A 21,359-nucleotide genomic window follows, 5' to 3' on the forward strand; every position below is an offset into this window, starting at 1 on the left:
GCGGCTCCAGCCCGTCGCCGCACCACTGACAACGGAGAGAACATGACATCTCGTACCTCCATCATCGGATGGGAACACTCGAAATTCGGCAGACTCGACCAGCCCGACGTGACCGCCCTGATCGGGTCCGTCGTTCCGGGAGCACTCACCCATGCTCAGGTGGCGCCCGATGAGGTCGACGGCATCTTCGTCGGCGTCTACAACAACGGCTTCTCCGACCAGGACTTCCAGGCGTCCCTGGTGTCCCTGTCGATGCCCGAGTTCCAGCACACCCCGGCGATGCGCGTGGAAAATGCCTGTGGCACAGGAAGTGCCGCAGTGTACGCCGCGTGCGACTTCATCGACTCCGGACGCGGCGACGTCGCCTTGGTCATCGGCGCCGAGAAGATGACCGCAGTCGACACCCCCCGCGCCGGGGAAATCCTGCTCTCCGGTTGCTACCGGCCCGAAGAATCGAACGTCACCGGCGGATTCGCCGGTGTCTTCGCCGGGATCGCCCGCGCCTACGCCGAACGGTACGGGGATCCGAGCGCGGCGATGGCCGCCATCGCCGCCAAGAACCACCACAACGGCATGAGCAACCCGTACGCCCAGCTGCACAAGGATCTCAGCTTCGAATTCTGCAACAGCGTCTCCGACAAGAACCCCTACGTCGCCGAACCGCTGCGGCGCACGGACTGCTCCCTGCTCTCCGACGGTGCGGTGGCGCTGGTAATCACCAGTGCTGACCGCGCGAAGGCCGCACCGCGCCGGGTGGCGTTCCGCGCCCGTGCCCACGCCAACGACTTCCTCCCGCTCTCGCGGCGCGATCCGATCGAGTTCGCCGGCGCCCGTCTGGCCTGGAGCCGGGCGCTCGAGCAGGCGGCGACTTCGACCGTCGACCTCGACTTCATCGAGACCCACGACTGCTTCACCATCGCCGAACTGATCCAGTACGAGGTGTTCGGGCTCGCCGAGCGCGGCCGCGGCCACGAGGTGGTCGACGAGGGACTGGCCCTGCCCGACGGCAAGCTGCCCATCAACCGGTCCGGCGGCCTGAAAGCGAAGGGCCATCCGATCGGGGCCACCGGTGTGTCGATGCACGCGATCGCGGCCATGCAGCTCACCGCCGAGGCCGGCACCTTCCAGTTGCCCACCGCGGACCTCGGGGGCATCTTCAACATGGGCGGTACGGCCGTCACCAACTACGCCTCCATCCTGGAGAGGTGGTGACCAGCATGTCTACCCTCGAGATCACCAACACCGCACCGCAGCGCACCACCAATTTGGCCACTCTGCTGACCCAGACCGCCGCCCGGCTGCCGGACCGGCCCGCCGTCATCCGCGGGGACACCACCTGGACGTGGGCGCAGCTCGACGAGCGCGTCAGCGCTCTCACCGCCGCGATGCGCGGCCACGGACTGGGCGCCGGGTCGGTGGTGCTGCTGCACAGCCCCAACTGCATGGACACCCTCACCGTCTTCTTCGCCACCTGGCGACTCGGCGCGATCATCGTGCCCACCAACTGCAAGCTGGTGCCCGAGGACGTGATCCCCCTCGCCGAGACCGTGGCACCCGACCTGGTGATCTGCCACGACACCTGTGAATCCCACGCCCAAGCCCTGAACCGGTACGAGACGTGGGCGATCGGCGACGACCGCGACGCCGCGCATTTCGGCAGCGCGCATGTCGCCGAACTGATCGACAAGCACCAGACCGACCCCGTGAGCGTCGACGCCCCGGTTCATGTCGGGACCCCGGCCTGGTATTTCTTCACTTCCGGGACCAGCGGACGGCCGAAGGCCGCGATGCTCAACCACGATCAGATGGCGTTCGTGGTCACCAACCATCTGTGCGATCTGATGCCGCACCTGACCGACCGCGACGCCACCCTCGCGCTGGCGCCGCTCTCGCACGGCGCCGGGGTCCACGTCCTGACGCACATCGCCCGTGGCGCCGCGGTCGTGCTGACCACCGGCGACACGCTCGATGCCGGTGAGGCGTGGGCACTGATCGACCAGCACTCCGTGTCGACGATGTTCACCGTCCCGACCATCCTCAACAAGCTCGTTCAGGCCGCCGACAATCATGATCCGGCCACCAGCAGCCTGCGTTACGTCGTCTACGCGGGTGCCCCGATGACCTCGCGTGACCAGCGGATCGCTCTGGACGTGCTCGGTGAGGTCCTGGTCCAGTATTACGGCCTGTGCGAGGTGACCGGCAACATCACCGTCCTGCCGCCCGAGCTTCACGGCAAGACACCCGAACGTGACGGCATCGGCACTGCCGGCTACGCCCGCACCGGCATGACCATCAGCATCCAGGACGACCAGGGCCGCGAACTGCCCGCCGGTGAGCGTGGCGAGATCTGCGCCGCCGGACCGGCCGTCTTCGCGGGCTACCTCGACAATCCCGAGGCCAACCGGAAAGCGTTCCGCGACGGCTGGTTCCGCACCGGCGACCTCGGCTACCTCGACGATTCCGGACTGCTGTACATCACCGGCCGCGCCTCGGACATGTTCATCTCCGGTGGCTCGAACATCGACCCCCGGGAAGTGGAGGAAAAGCTGCTCAAGCACCCGGACGTCGTCGCCGCCGGAGTCGTCGGCGCCCCCGACCCGACCTGGGGTGAAGTCGGATACGCCCTGTGCGTGCTGCGCCCGGGATCGGAGCTGACCACCGACGAGCTGGCGACCTGGTGCCGAACGAACATGGCCCGCTACAAGGTGCCCAAGCGGATCGAATTCATCTCCGCACTGCCCACCTCCGGATACGGCAAGGTCACCACGATCCTGCTCAAGGCGGAGTTCACTCGGATGGGGCTGTGGCCCGGAGAGGTCGAATCGTGAGCACCACCGACACCTCCTCGCTGACCGGAGTACCGCGACTCACGCACCCGGGTCCACCCGCGGCCCAGCGGGTGGAGGACTATCCGGCCACACTCCACCACGTCGACACCGAACTACTCGAGGGCCGAGACCTCCTCCCGGCACTCCATGACGCGGTGTTCGCACGCGGATTCGCCAGCGCCTTCGGGGAACTGCGCGGAGGAACATTCGCTGAATTCGACTACTACATTCCCTCGATCTGCCACGCAGGCACGAGCGTGGCCACCTTCAGCGAACCCCGGCGCGGACACGGGCCCGCCGCGTTCGTCCGGGGCGGGGTGACCATCGGTAAGCGTGACGGGAAGGTATTCGCGCACTGCCACGCCATGTTCGTCGGCGCCGACGGCATCATGCGCGCCGGGCACCTCATCCCGGACTCCGTGGTGCTCGGCGCCGGCGTGCGGGCCGACCTGTACGCCACCGCCGACGTCGCCATGACTGTAACCCCGGACCCGGAGATCAACTTCCCCGTGTTCCAGCCACAACCGGTTCATCAACCCACCACCACATACGTGGGCGGGATGCGCTCGGTCGTAGCGCGCATCCACCCCAACGTCGATATCGTGGCAGCCGTCGAGGACCTCGCCGAAACCCACGGGTTCGACCATGCGATCGTGCGCGGCAAGGTCGGCTCCTTCGTCGGCGCCACCCTCACCCAAGGCGACCAGATCGTCACCGCGCCCGGGCCGGCGACCGAGGTGATGTACCTCGACGGGGCGGTCACCCGAGACGCTGACGGGCGGCCGCACGCCGAGTTGTCCTGCGCCGCAGTCGCCGTCGACGGGAACGTGTACACCGGCTCGGTGGTGCGCGGCCACAACCCGATCGCCATGACCTTCGAACTCGCCATGTCCGAACCAGGAAGTACCCTCCCATGACCGACACACTCCGACAGTCCATCCCGCCGCGAACCACCGGTGACACCTCACTCGAGGGGAAAATCGCCCTCCTGTTCGGTGCGGGTACAGCCGCCGACGGGTGGAGCAACGGTGGCGCCGCCGCGCTGACCTACGCCCGCGCCGGTGCCACCGTCATCTGCGGCGACATCGACGCCGCGGCAGCGACCCGCACGGTGGACGCCATCGCCGACGACGGCGGCAAGGCCACCGCGCTGCAGGTCGACGTCACGGCCGAAGACTCGGTGGCTGCCGCCGTCGCCACGGTGATCGACCAGCATGACCGTGTCGACATCGTGCACAACAATGTCGGCGTGACGAAGATGGGCGATCCCGTCAGCCTCTCCACCGAGGACTGGCGCCGCGCGCTCGACATCAACCTCACCGGCGTCTTCCATTCCTGCAAGTACGTGCTGCCCCATATGCGTAAGGCCAAAGCTGGGGTCATCATCAACATCTCGTCACTGGCCGCCATCCGGCACACTGGACTGCCGTACAGCTCGTACTACGCGGCCAAGGCAGCGGTCAACCATCTGACCAGCACACTTGCCGTGGACGAAGCCGCCCACGGTATCCGTATCAACGCCATCATGCCGGGACTGATCGATACCCCCCTGATCTACCGCCAGATCGCCGGCCAGTACGCCGATGCGGACGAGATGGTCGCCGCCCGCAACGCGATCGCTCCCATCGGCCGCATGGGCACCGTGTGGGAACTCGCCAACGCCGCCCGCTTCCTGGCCAGCGACGATGCCAGCTACATCACCGGCGTCTGCCTGGCAGTCGACGGTGGGCTCGGAACGCGGTGCATGGCATGACCGACACCCTGGCCACCGGCGCACCGCCGGCCGCATTGCTCGACGCACTCCCCACCGCCTGCACCACGACCGACCCCGCCATACTCGAGACGTACTCGCGTGATGAGGCCAGCTGGGCGAGGCACGGCACCCCGATCGCGCTCGTCCGCCCCACCACCAAAGACGAAGTGCAACAGACGGTTCGCGCGTGCTACGCGCACCGCGTGCCCGTCGTCGCCCGCGGCGCCGGCACCGGTCTCGCCGGAGCAGCGAACGCAGTCGACGGCGCCGTGGTGATCTCGTTCGAGAAGATGAACCGCGTCAAGACGATCGACACCCTCGAACGCTTCGCCATCGTCGAACCCGGCGTCGTCAACGACGACCTCCGCGCCGCCTGCGCCGCCGAAGGGCTCTGGTATCCACCCGACCCCGCCAGCTCCCCCTGGTCCACCCTCGGCGGGAACGTCGCCACCAACGCCGGCGGACTGTGCTGCGTCAAGTACGGCGTCACCAGGGACTACGTGCTCGCCCTCGAGATCGTCACCGGAACCGGCGAGCTCACCAACGTCGGCCGCCGCACCGCCAAGGGCGTCGCCGGCTACGACCTGGTCGGACTCCTCACCGGATCCGAGGGCACACTCGCGATCGTCACCGAGATCACCGTCCGCCTGCGCCCCCTGCAAGCCCCGCCGACGACAATCGTCGGTTCCTTCGACTCCACCGTCGACGCCGGCAACGCCGTCCGCGCCATCGCCCGCGCCGGACTCACCCCGGCCGCACTCGAACTCATGGACCGCCACTGCCTCGAAGCGATCGACCAGTGGAAGAAGATGGACCTGTCCACCGACGCCAACGTCCTGCTCCTCGCCCGCACCGACACCCCCGGCGACACCGGTACCGAGGAAGCCGACGCGATCGCGGAATGCTTCACCAGCGCCGGCGCCACGTGGGCGATGCGCTCGAGCGATCCCGACGAGGCCGAAGCTCTCTTCGCCGCACGCAAACTCGCTTACCCCGCCGTCGAACGACTCGGCAACGTCCTCACCGAAGACGTGTGCGTGCCGAAAGACCAACTGCCCGCCATGCTCGCCGCGGTCGAGGACATCGCCCACCGCCACGACACCCTCGTCGCGACCATCGCCCACGCCGGCGACGGCAACCTGCACCCGCTCATCGTCACCACCCCCGGCGACACCGACCAAGAAGCTCGCGCCCACCGGGCGTTCGAGGAAATCATGGACGTCGCGCTCGACCTCGGCGGCACCATCACCGGCGAGCACGGCATCGGCACACTCAAAATGAGTGGCCTCACCCGCGAACTGCCCCTGCCGGTGCAGGCAATGCAGACCGCCATCAAGAACGCCCTCGACCCGCGCGGCATCCTCAACCCCGGAAAGGTCCTCGAATGACGACCTCGATCACCATCAACGGACACACACCCACCGTCGCCGCCACCGCCTGGGTGGCACCGAACGCCACCCTCATCGGTGACGCACACCTCGGCGACGAAGCTTCCCTCTGGTACAACGCCGTCGTACGCGCCGACGCCGACCGCATCACCATCGGATCGCGCACCAACATCCAAGACGGATGCGTGCTCCACGCAGACCCCGGAGCTCCTCTGACCATCGGGGCCGGAGTATCCGTCGGGCACAACGCCGTCCTGCACGGCTGCACCATCGACGACGACGTTCTGATCGGCATGGGCGCGATCGTGATGAACCACGCCAGAATCGGGAGAGGAACCATCATCGCGGCAGGTGCCCTGGTCTCCGAAGGCGTCGTCATCGAACCGAACTCACTCGTCGCGGGCATACCCGGCAAAGTCCGGCGCAACTGCAGCTCGGACGAACTCGACCAGATCCGACGCAACGCCGACAACTATGTCAAGAGAGTGGCCCACTACACCCCGATAGCCTGACGGTGGCTGTCCTAGTGTCGTCATCCCCGCAGGTGACGTCGCTGGGTGCAACATTTAGGCCGACATAATGTGAGTCCCCGAGGCAGTAGCCGAGGGAAGTGGTTCGTGTAGGAGGTCTCCGGGGCGTAAGTACCCCAATAGGCAGCCCCGGCCAGCGGTTTCCAGCCTTGCGCGCCCACCCACAGACGACGAACGCCCCTCCTCGCTGAGGGGCATTCTCGTGTTTCAGATCCTACGACGGTAACCCGGTGAGCGATCTTCGCGCGCATGCTCCCGCCGCGCCCCCACGCCCAGGCATGGACGTCGAGGATCCACAAGAGTGGGGGGACAGTGCGTAGCGCTCCCTGGCATGGGATAAGGAGCGCTGACATCGGGGTAGGTGGGACTGTCGGGATAACGGTTGAACTGGATCTGGCCGACACGCCGAGTTCTCTTGGCGAGAAGGCAAGACGATGACCGAAACACTGGATCCCATGGATCAGTCGAAGATTGACCACCAGAAGCTGGCCCAACAACTGTTGGCCCAGGCCAAATCCGAGGGCGTCGAGTTGGTCGGCCCGAACGGACTGCTCAACCAGCTCACCGCGAACGTTCTCGAAACCGCACTCGAAGCCGAAATGGACGAGCACCTCGGCTACGAGAAACACCACGTCAGCCGCCGTGGGAGCCGCGGCGGGAGACATTGCGGGCGCCGCCGCCGCGGCGGCCGTATACCCCGGCTCAGGTGGCGCAGTTGTTGTGGTGGGCGCCGCGGCAGGCGAGTGCGGTCCGTCGGCGGGGTCTGGCCGCGGCGGTGGCGCTCGGTGTCGGTGCGGGGTTGGGCGGTACCGAGATGTTGGGCGTCGGGGCCTCGGATGTGCGGGTCCGCGGCGAGCATGTGATCGTGCGGGTTCGTGGCCGGAGGGGGCGGGAGGTTCCGGTGCGTCCGCAGTATTGCGGCGCGGTGCTCGCGGCGCTCGAAAATGCGGGTGGTGGGCACCTGTTCCGGGACCCGGTGCCTCGGGTGGAGTTCGTGGGGAAGGTGCTGGGGAGTTGCGAGGTGCCGACCGGGTTAAGGCCGGTGACGTCGTTGCGTCTGCGGTCCACGTGGGAGGTGGTAATGGTGCAGGCGGTCCCGCTGCCGGTATTTCGGGACCTGTCGGGGCTGACGGGGATCTGGCAGATCGATGCCATGGTGAAGCGCGCAACGCGCCGGCGGCGACGTCGGTGGACGGCGGCCGAACTCGATGCCCTCGCCGAGGCGGCGCCGTGGTGAGCCAAACAAGGCCCGCACCGACATCCCGTTCACGGTCGAGGCTGCGCGGGCAGAGAGTTCGGCGGCTGCACGAGGTGTCCGCCACTGTTCACCGGACCGAGCCGTGGCAGTTCAAGCGGGTGATCGCGGTGATCGAACACTGTGCGGCGCGTGAGTTCGTGCGGGAGGTGTTCGACCACCATCGCGGAGCCAAGAGAGTGTTCAACGCGGATGCGTTCCTGGCCGGATACCTGCTGACCCCGATGCTCGGGTTGCCCTTGCATCAGACGAAGGTCGCGGAAGTCGTGCGGGGATGGTCGGACTGGCAACGCGGCGTCCTAATGCTGCAGACGGACGTCGACGTCAGCTACAAGAGCGTCAACGACGCGCTGCGCCGGTTGATGAAGGCATGCCGCTCGCCGCGGTATCCGGAGTGGGACGAGCGCCGTTTCGCGCAGGCACTGCTCGATGCCTCGTTGTGATGTTTCCCGCCGACCGGTGCCGGCGCCCTGGATTCGACCGACCTCTCGACGTGGGCGCGGGTGCGGCATCGCAAACCGGTCGTCGACGCCGACCCCGACTCGCCTCCGCCACCCGATCATCCGCTCGCCCCACCGGATCCGAACTATCCGCATGCCCGCCGGAGTGGTCATCACCTCCCGGATGCCCCGGTCGGGGCGGACGGGCGCTACATCTACACGGTCGACATTGACGCCCGGATGGGATGGCGCAGTCCGGAGTTCGAGGAAACGATGTTCTTCTGCGGGTTCGATCTCCATGTCGTCACCGATGTTGTGTCGGCGCCCGGCCAACTACCGGTGGTGCACGTCGCGCGGTCGATGAACCTTTCGCCGGCGGGGTCGAACAAGGGACTCAGCGGCCTGCCCGCTGTCGAGGCGCTCGGTGACCGCATCGGCAAGCCGCGCCATCTCATCGCCGACCGCGCCTACAACTTCGTCACCGACGACAAGTTCGCGATCCCGGTCTGGAGGCTGGGCTACACCACCATCTACGACCTGCACCCGAACCAGCGCGGGACGCACCCGGGACCCGACGGTACACACACGATATGGATCGACGGCACCCTGTACTCGGCGAGCCTGCCGGCGGGGCTCGAGGATCTCGACCCGATCGACGTCGACATGAAGGACGAGGTCCGTGCCCGAACCGAGCGACGTCACCAGGCACGGCAGGCCTACGCCTTCGTTCCGCACGGGGCCCGGCGCCCGGACGGGTCCCGCCGTTACCGCGGGCCGGCTGTTTCACCGGCGCGGGTGCGCTGCCCGAACAACCCGATCTCGATGCGCGCACCGCAGAGCGTGCCGACGACCTCCTGCCCAACGGGCACGGCATGCGGTTGCGGGCGCACCATTACGTTGGAAGACTCGGACTACCCGAACATGCGGATGCCGTTCCAGCACGGCACCCTCGCCTGGGAGGCCTCCTATCACCGCAGGGTCGGCATCGAGAGCGTCTTCGCCGACCTGAAGAAGAACCGGATGACAATGCATCGTGGGTTCTTCCGCGGCTTCGGGATCCGCCGCTACACCCTGCTCGCCGGGTTCGCCCTCGCTGCGTTGAACCTGCTGATCCTGCACGACGCGGCCACCCGCCGCGGAACGCTCGACTGTTGGGGCCGGTTCCTCGGCGAACCGGAACCCGAGCGCACCCCGCGCCGGCGGCCTCACATCAATTGAGCCACCACGTGTCACACAGAATCGTCGCCTGCCACCCGTCCCGGCAGATAGCTACCCCGCCCCGGCAACGGAATCCACGGATCCCGGTAGCCGACCTCGCCTGTCCGTCGAAAATGACCCATTATCAGGCACCGGTTCGCCAGATTCACCGCGCTACAGCGTCGAACGTCTCGCACACCGACCGAAGAAGCGGGCGTAACCGCGTCGAATGCGCAGAAAGTAGGGTCCGAATCCGATCCTGGGCCTAATAGGTGAACCCAACAGGCTCGAATGGGTAAACACCCCATGGATGGAGCCGATGACGGGAATCGAACCCGCGTATTCAGCTTGGGAAGCTGATGTTCTGCCATTGAACTACATCGGCGCGCACGATATTGGGCGCCCGTAGGCAGGCCCAACACCCTGCGGCGGAAACATTATCAGATGGTGATCCGGACTACCCGGGCGCACACGCGGTGTGTCATACGAGCGGTTTGCCGGCCTTCATTCGGCGTCGCAGATCGAACATGAGCAGGTTGTAGGGGAACTCCCGGATTCGGACGGGGATGCGCCTGCTGACGGCGCCGATGGTGCGCAGGGTCCGGTCGAAGCGCTTCTGATTCTTGTCGGTCCATGTCAGGTGCATTTCGTCGCGGAACTGCTGGGGGAGGAAGCCGTTGGTGAAGAACATGTTGAGCCGGCCGAACAGGCGGGAGACGATGGCGGGCAGGAATTCGAGGCGTGCGATGGAGAGGACGTGTTCGCGGATGGTGTCGTCGATCGACACCTTGTCGAGGGCCTTGTTCCAGTACTCGTCGAACGCGATGCGGTCTTCGGGCCACATCTCCGGCGGTACCTGAAGGGTGGTGCCGAACGTGGCGCCTTCCTTGTAGAAGAACTCGGCGGCCGCGGGGGAGAGGTCGCCGTGCAGGGCGCGGTTGACGTCCTCGAAGCCCCGGTAGATGCAGGCGGCCACCCACAGCTGCAGTTCGGGATCGAATGCGTTGTACTGCACGGGGCTGTCGGGGGTGGAGCGCACCTTGGCGTGGGCGCGGTTGACGCCCTTGCGGAAGGCCGCCTTTTCCTCGTCGGTGCCGCGGGCCGCCACCACGAGGTAGGTCAGCGTGGTGCGGGTTCGCTTGATCGGATGCCTGAACAGCTGGCCGGTCTCGACCTTGCTCTCGTATACGCCGTACCCGACCCCGGGATGGGCGAGTTGCATGATGATGTTCGCTGCGCCTGCCAGTAGTCCGGCGCCGTCCATGACCTGATCGAGACGGTCCGGTACTTCGAGTGACGTCGACATTCTTGTTCCCTCTCCCCACCACGGATTCGCTATCTGAACACGACCGTACTCACATATATGTTCGCCGTCCAGAGTCCAGTGGAAAGATGGTGCGCATGGCTACCGCACCGGTGAACGCGAAGGTCGGACACTCGACGGGCGACGGCGGACGCGTCTATGGCGGCCAGGAGCGCGACCAGCGCACATCGGAACGACGTGGCCAGCTCATCGAGGCCGGACTCGACCTGCTGGGCAGCGCGGAGGGCGACCACGCCCTGACCGTGCGCGGAGTCTGCAAGCAGGCCGGACTCGCCACCCGCTACTTCTACGAGAGCTTCACCGACCGCGACGCGCTCACCGTCGCCGTCTACGACCACGTCGTGGATCGGATCGCCACCAGCACCCTGGATGCCGTGTCGAACGCCGGGCCCGGTGAACGCGACATCGTGCGCGCCGGGGTCCGCAACATTGTGCGGGAGGTCGCCGAGGATCCGCGTCAGGGCCGTCTGATGTTCTCGGTGGCGCAGTCGAGCGCGGTGCTGGCGCAGCGCCGCCTCGACAGTTCGCGGCTGTTCGCGGGCCTGGTCACGAAGCAGACGGTCGGGTACTACGAGGTGGCCGAGAGCCCGCGCCTCGACCTGGCCGCGCACTTCATGGTCGGTGGCCTGGCGCAGACCCTGACGGCGTGGTTGAACGGCACGGTGACCCTCCCCGAGGAGGAGCTCGTGGACACCTGCACCGAACTGCTGCTCTCGATGGCCATCCACACCCGTTAACCTCTACCTGTGCTCCTCTCCGATCGCGATCTCCGTGCCGAAATTTCCGCTGGACGTCTGGGCATCGACCCGTTCGACGATTCGATGGTCCAGCCCTCGAGCGTGGATGTGCGCCTCGACAGCCTGTTCCGGGTGTTCAACAACACCCGCTACACGCATATCGACCCAGCTCAGCGGCAGGACGAGCTGACGACGCTGGTCGAGCCGGCCGAGGGGGAGCCGTTCGTTCTGCACCCCGGTGAGTTCGTTCTCGGCTCCACGCTGGAGGTGTGTTCGCTGCCCGACGACCTTGCGGGACGCCTCGAGGGTAAGTCCTCGCTCGGCCGCCTCGGGCTGTTGACGCACTCCACGGCCGGGTTCATCGACCCCGGCTTCAACGGGCACATCACGCTGGAGCTCTCCAACGTCGCGAACCTGCCCATCACCCTGTGGCCCGGGATGAAGATCGGCCAGCTGTGCCTGCTGCGGCTGTCGAGCGCGGCGGAACACCCGTACGGCAGCTCCGCCGTCGGCTCCAAGTACCAGGGCCAGCGCGGCCCGACGCCGTCGAAGGCCTACCTCAACTTCGCGCAGAGCTGACCCCCGCGGCCCGACGAAAAAGTTGCAAACCGAGTGGTCCGCTACTCGTGTGTATTGCGGCGGGTGAGAGAAGACTGGGATTCGAAGCCGCCCTCTCCTGGGCGTTCGATCCCGGAGGCCGCCAACTGTTGTCGCAATATTGGTGGCGAGGTGTATTGGGTCTATACGGATCGCGGTTCGGGTCTCGAGGGACCGGCGGGCGGGGTGCGGCCGGATGCTCGACGACGCGACCAAGGGGTCGGTTTACGGTGTGGCCGGGGGTGTGGCGAGATCGGTTGGCCCGGTTCGCAGGTGGCGTGGACCGAGCGGTGCTTGTCGGGGGTCGGCGTTACAGTCGAGGTCTTGTGAGACAAGGCCGATGAATCGTTGGTGGAGGGTTGGTGGATGACGTCATGGTTGCTGGCATCGTTGTCCGGCCGGTTCGATCGGCTGCGGTCGAAACGGAATCAACTCTGGCTTCTCGACGATGCCGTCGCTATACCGAATTAGCGATGCTGACGGTCCGCGGCGTCGCTTTCCGTGCGATGAAAGATCGTGCCAGGGGGCCGTGGGCGGACGTTCTGTCCGACGCAGCGCTGGCGGTCTGGCGGGCGGCGGGAGTTGATCCCGGCGATCACAGCACCTGCCCGCTACACCCTCGCGGATGCGACGGCATCGGCCCACCATTCGGTTTTGGTTGCTGCGGCGGCGACCACTGTCGTCAACTGGACGTGACTCGGTTCGTTCGGCTGTGCCTGGATCCTGGTTGGCCGGCATGACCGGGCCGGGAACGACTGCGCCGCGGCAATTCGCCTTCACCACCCGCCCATACGGGGCAGTCGACGATGCGACCGGTGAGCCGATCGGCCTCGACGACGTCGATACCCGGGTGGGGTGGCTCCTCGACCTGATCACCGCGGCCGGCGCCGAGTTGGTGTCGCGGCTGTGGCTGCCGGCGACGTTCGATGTGCTTGCCGCCGGTCGTGACCGTCATGACCGTAGGTTGCCCGTGCAAGGTCATGCCGCCGCGGCACGTCTCGGCTGGAACCCGATCTTTCCGGACGGGGTCTATGTGCCGTCGCGGGTGACCCGGGTGGTGACGGCGCAGGTGATGGCGACCCTGCGGACCTTGGCCTACCGGGACGCCGCGATCACGGCACTGTCGGCCCGATTCGACCCGGCCACCGGGGTTGTGGCGCCGCCGGTCGGGTCGGCGGACGACGTGCCGTCGGGCTTCGCTCGGGGCGTGCAACGTCAGCTCGTCGCCCGCTCTCGCCGCGGCGGCGGGGCACCGGCCGGCCGGTTGCGGATCACCGAGGTGCAGGGTCCGCCGCAGACGAGCGCGATGGCACGGCTGTCGGCCGCCGATCGGCAGCTCGCGCAGCTTGCCGTCACCGGTGACGAGCTGGTGTTGACGGTGAAGTTGCCCACCTGCCCGACCCCGGCAGGGCGGGCGCAGTGGCGGCGGGTCCGGCTGACCGCCGCCGTCCCCGCGCACCTGCACGGCAGAGCTGTCTCCGACTGGCATCTGCCGACCCTGGTCCTCGATCGCCGGGGTCTGTTGTGGCGGTGCGCCGCTACCGAGCTCGTCCCTGAAGCCGATCTAATGGACGGCGCGGCGGCGGTGGGCGTCGATTGGTCCCCGTCCACTCTCGGTGCCGCCGCCATCGCAGCAGAGGGCCCGGACGGGTTATCCTCTGATTACCGAGGTTGGACCTACGACGACCGCGGCCTCGGGATCAAACTGGCACGCCTGCAGACCGAGGGGCAGATGCTGCACCGCAAGGCGGCCCGGTTGACGCGGCTCGCCGCCACCGCCCCACCCGAGGTCCGCGCCCGGCTGGAGACGAAGATCGCCGTCCTCGACGCCCACCGCACCGCGGTGGGCGTCAAGCGGGGAAAGATCAACCGGGAACTGGCCTTCCATTTCGCCCGCCAGGTCACCGACTACGCCACCGCCGCGGGCGCGCAGGTGATCGCGGTGGAAGATCTCACCACCCTCGAGACCCGCGGACACGGACGAGTCAACAACAACCGGGCCGCGCAGTCCGCCCGCCGCCAAGCTGTCACTGCCCTCGCGCACACCGCCACAGGTGTCGGCGTCACGGTGGTCTCGGTGCCCGCCCGGGGCTCCTCCGCATGGTGTCCGGGCTGCGACGAACCGCTCTCCCGCCCCGGCGGCTACCACACCGCCTGGTGCCCGGCCTGCCAGGTCGGCGGCAACCGCGACCACATGGCCGGGGTGAACCTGGCTAAACGCGCACTGCTCGGCAGAAACAAAGCCACCAGACGGCGTGGGCAATTGTCCGCGGTCCGGGTGGCCGAACATGCACCGGTACGCCGCTGCCGCGACAAGCACGGTCCCACCCCGAGCAGGCCACGGCACCGACGGGTCCGCCGCAGCCTACCCACCACAACACGGCGGTTGGGGGTGAATTCGAAACAGCATGTTCCTGCATCACAAGCGTCGGTGTGGGACACGGTCAAACCCATACCACCGCACGGTGATGCGGGTAGCCGTGACACACGTACATCTCTATCCCCCGCCACATCAGTGGCAGACAGTATGAAATCTACGTAGACGCTGCCATGAAAGACGTAGTTGCGCCGTCCGGGTGGTCCTGCTCGAAGAGGACCGCCTCGAATTGGACGTGGGTGACGCCTCCTGACCCTGGCGGTGGGAGGTACCTGCGGGGATATAATTCTCTGACCTGGTATTCACACTCAGTGACGCGGTTCCGCCGTATCGGGGAGACGGATTGGCGCGCCCCGAAAGGAATTCCGATGTCTACTCGACACGTGGTGGGCCGGTTGGGTGCAGTGATCGCCGTGGCAGGCGCACTGTCGTTCGCAGTGCCCGCGGCCGCCTCGGCGGCGCCCTTCGTTCCCGGCTCGATGTCGACGTGTGCCCCCGGCGCGTGGCTGACGTTCAACGCGGAGCGGGTCGCGCCCGACCGGATCCGGTACACCACCGCTGCGCCGCTCGCGCAGTGGAACGGTGCCGTGGTGCAGTTCACCAACCTCACCACCGGGTTCCGGGGTGTCGCGTTCGTCAACGACCCGGTGCCCGCAGCCGTGGGATTCGGCCCCGTGCTGAGCGAGATCGCCGGACTGCTGCCGTGTTTCGTCAGCGCGGGCGTCACCATGGCCTGACCCCTCAGCTGGGGTCGGAGCCGCGGACGGCCGCCAACCACACCGCGACAGCCGCAGCCACACAGGTCGCGCCCGCGAACGCCGGAAGCCCACCGCCCGCGACGTACACCCACAGTGCCCCGACGAACGGTGCCGCCACCGCGAACTGGGCGTCGAGGACGATCCGGCGGGCCGGTCGGGTGGCCGCCCGGGCGCGCACCGGGACGCCCGGATCCGGGCGCGACGGGTTGTCGATCAACCGCCCGGCCGGCTCCGAACGACGCGCTCGCCCGGACGGGAGGAGTCGACGGCCTTCCCAGACCACGACGCGGCGACGCCCCGCGTCGTGCACCGTCGCCGCGGTCGGGGTCGGCATCGTGATCAGCGCGGGATCGAAGAACACCGGAATCCACAGTGAACCCGGTTCCTCACGAACCTCGATCCAGGACCTGCTGGTCAGCCGATGCTGCTGGCGTACCCGGTGCACCGTGGCGGGCCGACCCGGCTCCGACCCCGAACGGGTGGCAGCGAACCACGTGTAGCCGGTGACGCCGAGCACCGTCGCCGCCACCACGACCAGTGCGCTGAGCTGATCGGCGTCGGCGACCACGGCGAACGCGCCGCACACCACCAGCGCGCACGCGCTGACGGCAACGGGGTAGCGGACGGCCGCGAACCCGCTAATTCAGGAAGCCGATCGTGGTGTAGTCGTAGGACGCGAGGCCGGCGGCGCCGAAGTTCGCCAGGTTGTCGCGCACCGCGACGTTGCCCGGCGCCTGCACCAGCGGCAGCGAGAATCCCTCTTCGAACACCGCGGTGTCCACTTCGTTGGCCAGTTCGATCGCCTTCTGGGGGTCGAGTTCCGAGATCGTCCGCTCGATCAGCGCGTTCAGTTCGGGCGAACCGATCCGGCCGTAATTTCCCTGCAGGTCGTCGGGGTTGTACGCGTAGATCTGCGGCAGGCCGCTGAGTGGGAACGGATCACCCACCCAGGAGAATTGGGCGATATCGAAGTCGCCGGGCTGGATGACATCGGTGAAGAACCCGGTGCCGCCACGGGTGTCGATGTTCAGCTTGACGCCGATCTGCGCGAGGTTCTGCTGAAGGATCTGCGCGATCTGAACCCAGGTGGTCGACTGGTACATCACGTCGCGAATCTCGAGCCTGCGCCCGTCCTTCTCCCGGAACTCGCCGTTGAGTGTCCAGCCGAGTTCGTCGAGCCGCCTCGCGGCCTCCTCGGGGTCGTAGGAGACGGCTGCGCTGTTGTCCTGGTAGCCTTCCTGGCCGTTGAGGTAGACGTGGTTGTTCAGCGGCTGGGGATCGTCGACCAGACCATTCTGGATCGCGGTCGCGATGCCTTGCCGGTCGATGCCCTTGGACAGCGCCACCCGCAATTCCGGATCGGCGAGGATCGATCCCTCCGCTCCGTTGAACGTGATGTGCGAGAACTGGTTTCCCGGTGCCCGGCGGATCGCGATGCCTGCCGAACCCTGCGCGGTCTTCACCTCGTCGATGGTGCCCAGTCCGGACGCGTCGATCTCGTTGTTCTGCAGAGCGGGAATTCGCGCCGAGTCGTCGAGCACGCTGTAGGTGATGGTGTCGAGTTTCGGAGTGTTGCCCCACCACGCGGGGTTGCGGCCCAGCGTGATTCGGTTCTGCGCCCTGTCGATCGACGCGATCCGGAACGGTCCCGACGTCAGTGTGACCCCGTCGCGCAGACTCTCGTTGAACGTCTCGGGGGTCGCGGTGACCGACTTCGGGTACAGCATCGAATTGCCCGCGAACTGGCCCTTCCATTCGGCGTACGGCTCGGCGAATGTGATCACCGCCTGACGGTCGTCGACGCCGCGCTCGACCTTGTCCACCCGCTCGAACCCGGACGTGTTCGCGATCAGGAATTCCTTGTTCTTCCCGCTGAGCGCTGCGGCCTGAGACTGGATGTCCGCCCACGTGATCGGGGTGCCGTCCGACCACACGGCCTTCGGGTCGATCGTGTACGTGACCTGCTGGGGGTCGGTGCCGGTGAGCGCGACGTCGGTGAAGTAGTCGTGGTTCACCGACAGCGCTCCCGAGGCGTCGGTGCTGAAGGCGCGGGGCATCATCGGCTTCAGCATGGCGCCGATCTCGGTGTCGTTGCCGTCGTTGGACAGGGTGTTGAAATTCGGGGGGAAACCCGACAACGCCAACCGCAGGTTTCCGCCGTCGCGCAGCTCGCTGGGGTCGTGCGGATTGATGTCGTTGGTGGTGCCGATCGACCCGGACCCGGCCTCGACGCCGCCGGTGTCCGAACCCCCGCAGCCACCGAGAATCAGGCCGATGGCCAGGACCGATACCGCGAGGCGGGTGCGCGCCGAACGAATCCTCATGGATGTGCCCTTCCTCGAAGTTCGCTGAGCTTTAGTGTGCCAAATACGTCGGATCCGGAACGGGAATTGCCTCGAGGAGTGCCCGGGTGTACTCGTGCTGCGGATCCTCGAAAATCGTCTGCGCTGTCCCCGACTCGACGATCCTGCCCCGGTACATCACCGCGACGTCGTGCGCGATGTTGCGGACCACCGACAGGTCGTGGGAGACGAACAGGTACGACATGCCTCGCTGCTCCTGAAGATCGCGCAGGAGGTTGAGCACCCCGGCCTGGATCGAGACGTCGAGCGACGACACCGGCTCGTCCAGGATCAGCAGTTCCGGATCGAGGGCGAGCGCCCGGGCGATGCTGATCCGCTGCTTCTGGCCGCCCGAGAAATCCGCCGGATAGCGATCGGCGTGCTCGCGGCGCAACCCGACGAGGTCGAGCAACTCCGGTACCCGGCGGCCGACCTCCTCGCGCTTCCGGCCGTCCAGCCGGAGCGGCTCGGCGAGAACGTCGAACACCGGCAGCCGGGGATCCAGGGACGCCGTCGGATCCTGGAAGACGACCGCCATCTTGCGCCGGATCGCGCGCTTCTCGTGTGGGCTCAGCGCAGCGACGTCGGCGCCCAGCACCGCGATCGAACCGGATTCCGGTGCGGCCAGGTCGAGAATCTGCGTCAACGTGGTCGATTTGCCCGAGCCGGATTCACCCACCAGCGCCAGCGTGCGGCCGGCGCTGATGTCGAAGCTGATGCCGTCGACCGCCCGGATCTCGCCCCGCTTGCGGCGGAACACCAGACCGCTGGTGATCGGATACGTCTTCACGAGATCGGCCACCTGCAGCACCACGCGCTGCTCGGGTGCCGTCTCCGCGGTGGCGGCGGGTGCCGGCTGGTCCCGCCGATACGCCGTGAACAGGTCGCGGGTGCGCGTCTCGTCGACGCGGATGCACGCCGCCTGATGACCGCGTCCGGTCGAGACGAGTTCCGGCTCGGCCAGTAGGCAGTCGTCCACGGCGAGCGGGCAGCGCGGCGCGAACGTGCAGCCGGGTGGCAGCGAATGCAGCGCGGGCGGGGCACCGGCGATCGAGACCAGGCGGCTCCGGATCGGAGCGTCCATCCGCGGCACGGACACGAGTAGGCCTGCGGTGTAGGGCATCCGGGGTTCGGCGAACAGTTCGCGCACCGACGCCGACTCCACCACCCGGCCCGCATACATCACCACCACGCGGTCGGCCAGCGTCGCGGCGATGCCCATGTCGTGGGTGATCATCACGACGCCGGCGCCGGTGAGGTCGCGGGCCTTGCGCAGCAGGTTCAGGATCTGCGCCTGCACGGTCACGTCGAGGGCGGTGGTCGGCTCGTCGCAGATGATCAGCCCGGGGTCGTTGGCGATGGCGATGGCGATCACGACGCGCTGGCGCATACCGCCGGAGAACTCGTGGGGAAAGGCCTTGGCGCGCACCGCCGGATCGGGTATCCCGACCAGGTCGAGCAGGTCGACAGCGCGCTGCGCGGCATCCTTCTTGCTGCTCGCCCGGCCGTGGACGAGCAGCGCCTCGGCGATCTGGTCACCGACCCGGTACACCGGCGTCAACGCGGACAGCGGATCCTGGAACACCATGCTGACCGTCTTCCCGCGCAGCGCCGACAGCTCCTTGTCGCCCATGCCCAGCAACTCGCGGCCCTGCAAACGGATCGAGCCGGTGACGCGCGCGTGCTCGGGCAGCAGACCCATCACGGCGAGGGATGCCACCGACTTACCCGAACCCGACTCACCCACGATGGCCAGCACCTCGCCGTCGGAGACGCGGTAGCTGACACCACGCACCGCCTCGATGCGGCCCTCCTCGCTGGGGAAGCTGACGCGCAGGTCCTCGATCTCGAGCAGCGGTTGCCCGGTCACCGCTTCGCCTCCTTCTTCCTCTTGCTCTTGCGGGACCGGGCGCGCGTCGAGCTGGGGTCGACCGCGTCGCGCAGACCATCGCCCACCAGGTTCGCCGACAGCACGGTGATCACCAGCAGTCCGCCCGCGAACAGGAACAGCCACGGGTAGGTGAGCGCGGATTCGGTGCCGTCGGCAATCAGCGACCCGAGGGAGATGTCCGGCTTCTGGACGCCGAACCCGAGGAAACTGAGCCCGGTCTCGGCGAGGATCGCGGCACCGACGTTCAGGGTCGCGTCGATGATCAGAATCGACGCGATGTTCGGAACGATGTGGCTGGTGATGATCTTGTGCGTGGGGGCGCCCATGTACCGGGCCGCCTGGACGAATTCCCGCTCGCGCAGGCTCAGCGTCATCCCCCGGACCATCCGGGCGGTGATCATCCAGCCGAACACCGCCAGCAGCAGGATCAGCAGGACGATCGAACTCGAGGACTTCAGCCGCGGAGTGAACACCGCGATGATGATGAAACTGGGAACGACGAGCAGCAGATCGACCAGCCACATGATCACCCGATCGGGCCAGCCGCCGACATACCCTGCCAGCGCACCGACGAGTGCCGCGATGGCGGTGGAGAAGATCGCGACGCAGATCCCGATGATCAGCGACTTCTGCAGCCCGCGCAGCGTCTGGGCGAGAACGTCCTGGCCGATCTGGTTGGTGCCGAACGGATGTTCGGCGCTGGGCGGCTGCAGCAGCGCGGTGTAGTCGAGTTGCTGATAGTCGTAGGGGAGCAGGTGCGGTCCGACGAAACTGCCCACGAACAACAGCACCAGGACGCACACCCCGGCGATGGCGGGCTTGTTCCGGAGAAACCGCCGCCACAGCAGGGTCCGGCGACCGACGGCCGACACCGCCGCATCGGTGGACGCGATCTGGATCTCGGTCACCCGACACGCACCCTCGGGTCGAGCGCCGCGTACACCACGTCCGACAGCAGTCCCGACAACAGCACGATCAGCCCGGTGAACGATGTGATCGCCACGACGATATTGGTGTCCTGGTTGTCGATGCCGATCACGATCCACTCGCCGATACCGTGCCAGCCGAAGATCGTCTCGGTGAACGTGGCGCCGACGACCAGCGCCCCGAATCCGTAGGCGAACAGCGTCGCCATCGGGATCAGCGCCGTCCGGAGACCGTGCTTGAGCAGTGCCGCCCGCCGGGTCAGTCCCTTCGCCCGCGCGGTCCGGATGAAGTCGCTGCCCAGAACGTCGAGCATCGCGTTGCGCTGGTACCGGCTGTAGCCGGCGATGCTGCCCAGCGCCAGCGCGATAGTCGGCAGCACCAGATGCTGCACCCGGTCGACGAACTGCGGCCAGAACCCGGTGATCGTGCTGGCCGAGGATTCGCCAGTGTACAAGAAGATCTGGCTTCCGGTGGCCGAGTTGATCTGGAGAGCACCATATTTCAGCAGTGTCGCGACGAGGAACACGGGCGCACTGAGAATCAGCAGCGACAGGACGGTGCTGAAATAGTCGCTGAACTTGTACTGCCGGATCGCACCCGCGGCGCCGATCAGCACACCCAGCACCGCTCCGATCACGGAACCGAGGATCAGCAATCGCATGCTCACCAGGATCCGGCGACCCAACTCGTCCGACACCGGCTGACCCGTGATGGTGGTGCCGAAGTCGCCGTGGACCACGCCGCCCAGCCAGTTCGCGTACCGCACCGGGATCGGGTCGTCCAGATGCAGTTCGGCGGCCTTCGCGTCGATCACCGATTGGGGTGGCCGGGGGTTGCGCTGCTCCAGGCTGTCGAGCGGCCGGAACGTGAGCGAGGCGAGACTGAACGTCAGGAACGACGCCAGCAGCAACAGCACCACGTAGTTGAGCGCTCGTCGTAGCAGGAAGCCGGCCATCGGTCCCCCTCGCAACTAGGGCTCAGGGTACGAATTATAGGAGCGTGCCGCCGGGCGTCA

Annotated in this window: 18 protein-coding genes, 1 tRNA gene and 2 pseudogenes; 14 read left to right on the forward strand and 7 right to left on the reverse strand. The window is 67.2% G+C overall.

Annotated features, from left to right (window positions below):
- Window positions 1–27 precede the first annotated feature (27 nt).
- The 10 genes and pseudogenes from QM806_RS07580 to QM806_RS07625 form a co-directional block, all read left to right on the forward strand.
- Window positions 28–1,212 (forward strand): annotated as a pseudogene (locus QM806_RS07580) (acetyl-CoA acetyltransferase); the annotation flags it as partial.
- A gap of 5 nt (window positions 1,213–1,217) precedes the next feature.
- Window positions 1,218–2,828, forward strand: a complete 1,611-nt coding sequence (locus QM806_RS07585; RefSeq protein ID WP_212636243.1) for an AMP-binding protein — start codon at window positions 1,218–1,220, stop codon at window positions 2,826–2,828.
- Window positions 2,825–3,745, forward strand: coding sequence for a PCC domain-containing protein (locus tag QM806_RS07590; RefSeq protein WP_283290918.1), 921 nt, complete (start codon window positions 2,825–2,827; stop codon window positions 3,743–3,745). Before QM806_RS07585 ends, QM806_RS07590 begins: the two co-directional genes overlap by 4 nt.
- A complete protein-coding gene (locus tag QM806_RS07595) occupies window positions 3,742–4,581 on the forward strand; it encodes an SDR family NAD(P)-dependent oxidoreductase (RefSeq protein WP_169693846.1) in 840 nt (279 codons plus the stop codon). The genes QM806_RS07590 and QM806_RS07595 overlap by 4 nt, the downstream gene beginning before the upstream one ends.
- Window positions 4,578–5,969, forward strand: coding sequence for an FAD-binding oxidoreductase (locus QM806_RS07600; protein WP_283290919.1), 1,392 nt, complete (start codon window positions 4,578–4,580; stop codon window positions 5,967–5,969). Before QM806_RS07595 ends, QM806_RS07600 begins: the two co-directional genes overlap by 4 nt.
- Window positions 5,966–6,481 carry a gamma carbonic anhydrase family protein gene (locus tag QM806_RS07605; RefSeq protein ID WP_169693847.1) on the forward strand — a complete coding sequence of 172 codons (516 nt, stop codon included), beginning with the start codon at window positions 5,966–5,968 and terminating at the stop codon, window positions 6,479–6,481. The genes QM806_RS07600 and QM806_RS07605 overlap by 4 nt, the downstream gene beginning before the upstream one ends.
- A gap of 452 nt (window positions 6,482–6,933) precedes the next feature.
- Window positions 6,934–7,182: pseudogene (locus tag QM806_RS07610) on the forward strand (transposase); the annotation flags it as partial.
- 23 nt (window positions 7,183–7,205) lie between these two features.
- Window positions 7,206–7,736, forward strand: a complete 531-nt coding sequence (locus tag QM806_RS07615) for a hypothetical protein (protein WP_249343859.1) — start codon at window positions 7,206–7,208, stop codon at window positions 7,734–7,736.
- A gap of 74 nt (window positions 7,737–7,810) precedes the next feature.
- Window positions 7,811–8,197, forward strand: coding sequence for a hypothetical protein (locus QM806_RS07620; RefSeq protein ID WP_249343857.1), 387 nt, complete (start codon window positions 7,811–7,813; stop codon window positions 8,195–8,197).
- A gap of 60 nt (window positions 8,198–8,257) precedes the next feature.
- A complete protein-coding gene (locus QM806_RS07625) occupies window positions 8,258–9,412 on the forward strand; it encodes a hypothetical protein (protein WP_249343858.1) in 1,155 nt (384 codons plus the stop codon).
- 290 nt (window positions 9,413–9,702) lie between these two features.
- Here QM806_RS07625 and QM806_RS07630 read toward each other — a convergent pair.
- Window positions 9,703–9,776, reverse strand: a tRNA-Gly gene (locus QM806_RS07630).
- A gap of 96 nt (window positions 9,777–9,872) precedes the next feature.
- Window positions 9,873–10,697, reverse strand: coding sequence for an oxygenase MpaB family protein (locus QM806_RS07635; RefSeq protein ID WP_169693848.1), 825 nt, complete (start codon window positions 10,695–10,697; stop codon window positions 9,873–9,875).
- Window positions 10,698–10,783: 86 nt separating this feature from the next.
- Here QM806_RS07635 and QM806_RS07640 point away from each other — a divergent pair, with 86 nt between their 5' ends.
- The 4 genes from QM806_RS07640 to QM806_RS07655 all read left to right on the forward strand — a co-directional run bounded on the left by QM806_RS07640 (window position 10,784) and on the right by QM806_RS07655 (window position 15,163).
- On the forward strand, window positions 10,784–11,452 hold the full coding sequence (locus QM806_RS07640; protein ID WP_005257373.1) for a TetR/AcrR family transcriptional regulator: 669 nt from the start codon (window positions 10,784–10,786) through the stop codon (window positions 11,450–11,452).
- Window positions 11,453–11,461: 9 nt separating this feature from the next.
- Entirely contained in the window at window positions 11,462–12,031 is a 570-nt protein-coding gene (dcd, locus tag QM806_RS07645) for a dCTP deaminase (protein ID WP_005238072.1), read from the forward strand.
- A 754-nt stretch (window positions 12,032–12,785) separates the two neighbouring features.
- Entirely contained in the window at window positions 12,786–14,591 is a 1,806-nt protein-coding gene (locus tag QM806_RS07650; protein ID WP_283290921.1) for a zinc ribbon domain-containing protein, read from the forward strand.
- Between the two features lie 203 nt (window positions 14,592–14,794).
- Window positions 14,795–15,163 carry a hypothetical protein gene (locus QM806_RS07655; protein ID WP_169693849.1) on the forward strand — a complete coding sequence of 123 codons (369 nt, stop codon included), beginning with the start codon at window positions 14,795–14,797 and terminating at the stop codon, window positions 15,161–15,163.
- A 4-nt stretch (window positions 15,164–15,167) separates the two neighbouring features.
- Here the strand turns inward: QM806_RS07655 and QM806_RS07660 are convergent, their stop codons facing one another.
- Genes QM806_RS07660 through QM806_RS07680 form a run of 5 tightly spaced genes read right to left on the reverse strand, consistent with a single transcriptional unit; the run spans window position 15,168 to window position 21,299 of the window.
- Window positions 15,168–15,773 (reverse strand): hypothetical protein, encoded by a 606-nt coding sequence (locus QM806_RS07660; RefSeq protein ID WP_169693850.1) that lies wholly within the window; start codon window positions 15,771–15,773, stop codon window positions 15,168–15,170.
- A gap of 49 nt (window positions 15,774–15,822) precedes the next feature.
- Window positions 15,823–17,508, reverse strand: coding sequence for an ABC transporter family substrate-binding protein (locus QM806_RS07665; protein WP_007300645.1), 1,686 nt, complete (start codon window positions 17,506–17,508; stop codon window positions 15,823–15,825).
- Window positions 17,509–17,539: 31 nt separating this feature from the next.
- Window positions 17,540–19,396 carry a dipeptide ABC transporter ATP-binding protein gene (locus QM806_RS07670; protein ID WP_169693851.1) on the reverse strand — a complete coding sequence of 619 codons (1,857 nt, stop codon included), beginning with the start codon at window positions 19,394–19,396 and terminating at the stop codon, window positions 17,540–17,542.
- Window positions 19,393–20,325 (reverse strand): ABC transporter permease, encoded by a 933-nt coding sequence (locus QM806_RS07675; RefSeq protein ID WP_054245779.1) that lies wholly within the window; start codon window positions 20,323–20,325, stop codon window positions 19,393–19,395. The genes QM806_RS07670 and QM806_RS07675 overlap by 4 nt, the downstream gene beginning before the upstream one ends.
- Window positions 20,322–21,299, reverse strand: a complete 978-nt coding sequence (locus tag QM806_RS07680) for an ABC transporter permease (RefSeq protein ID WP_005257355.1) — start codon at window positions 21,297–21,299, stop codon at window positions 20,322–20,324. The genes QM806_RS07675 and QM806_RS07680 overlap by 4 nt, the downstream gene beginning before the upstream one ends.
- Between the last annotated feature and the right edge of the window lie 60 nt (window positions 21,300–21,359).

This window comes from Rhodococcus sp. IEGM 1351 (assembly GCF_030056875.1).
Classification (GTDB): Bacteria; Actinomycetota; Actinomycetes; order Mycobacteriales; family Mycobacteriaceae; genus Rhodococcus_F; species Rhodococcus_F opacus.

What these genes read in the sequence shown, in the direction of transcription:
- QM806_RS07585 (WP_212636243.1), top strand. Translation starts at nt 1,218, where the DNA reads ATGTCTACCCTCGAGATCACCAACACCGCACCGCAGCGCACCACCAAT.
- QM806_RS07595 (WP_169693846.1), top strand. Translation starts at nt 3,742, where the DNA reads ATGACCGACACACTCCGACAGTCCATCCCGCCGCGAACCACCGGTGAC.
- QM806_RS07600 (WP_283290919.1), top strand. Translation starts at nt 4,578, where the DNA reads ATGACCGACACCCTGGCCACCGGCGCACCGCCGGCCGCATTGCTCGAC.
- QM806_RS07605 (WP_169693847.1), top strand. Translation starts at nt 5,966, where the DNA reads ATGACGACCTCGATCACCATCAACGGACACACACCCACCGTCGCCGCC.
- QM806_RS07635 (WP_169693848.1), bottom strand. Translation starts at nt 10,697, where the DNA reads ATGTCGACGTCACTCGAAGTACCGGACCGTCTCGATCAGGTCATGGAC.
- QM806_RS07640 (WP_005257373.1), top strand. Translation starts at nt 10,784, where the DNA reads ATGGTGCGCATGGCTACCGCACCGGTGAACGCGAAGGTCGGACACTCG.
- QM806_RS07650 (WP_283290921.1), top strand. Translation starts at nt 12,786, where the DNA reads ATGACCGGGCCGGGAACGACTGCGCCGCGGCAATTCGCCTTCACCACC.
- QM806_RS07655 (WP_169693849.1), top strand. Translation starts at nt 14,795, where the DNA reads ATGTCTACTCGACACGTGGTGGGCCGGTTGGGTGCAGTGATCGCCGTG.
- QM806_RS07665 (WP_007300645.1), bottom strand. Translation starts at nt 17,508, where the DNA reads ATGAGGATTCGTTCGGCGCGCACCCGCCTCGCGGTATCGGTCCTGGCC.
- QM806_RS07680 (WP_005257355.1), bottom strand. Translation starts at nt 21,299, where the DNA reads ATGGCCGGCTTCCTGCTACGACGAGCGCTCAACTACGTGGTGCTGTTG.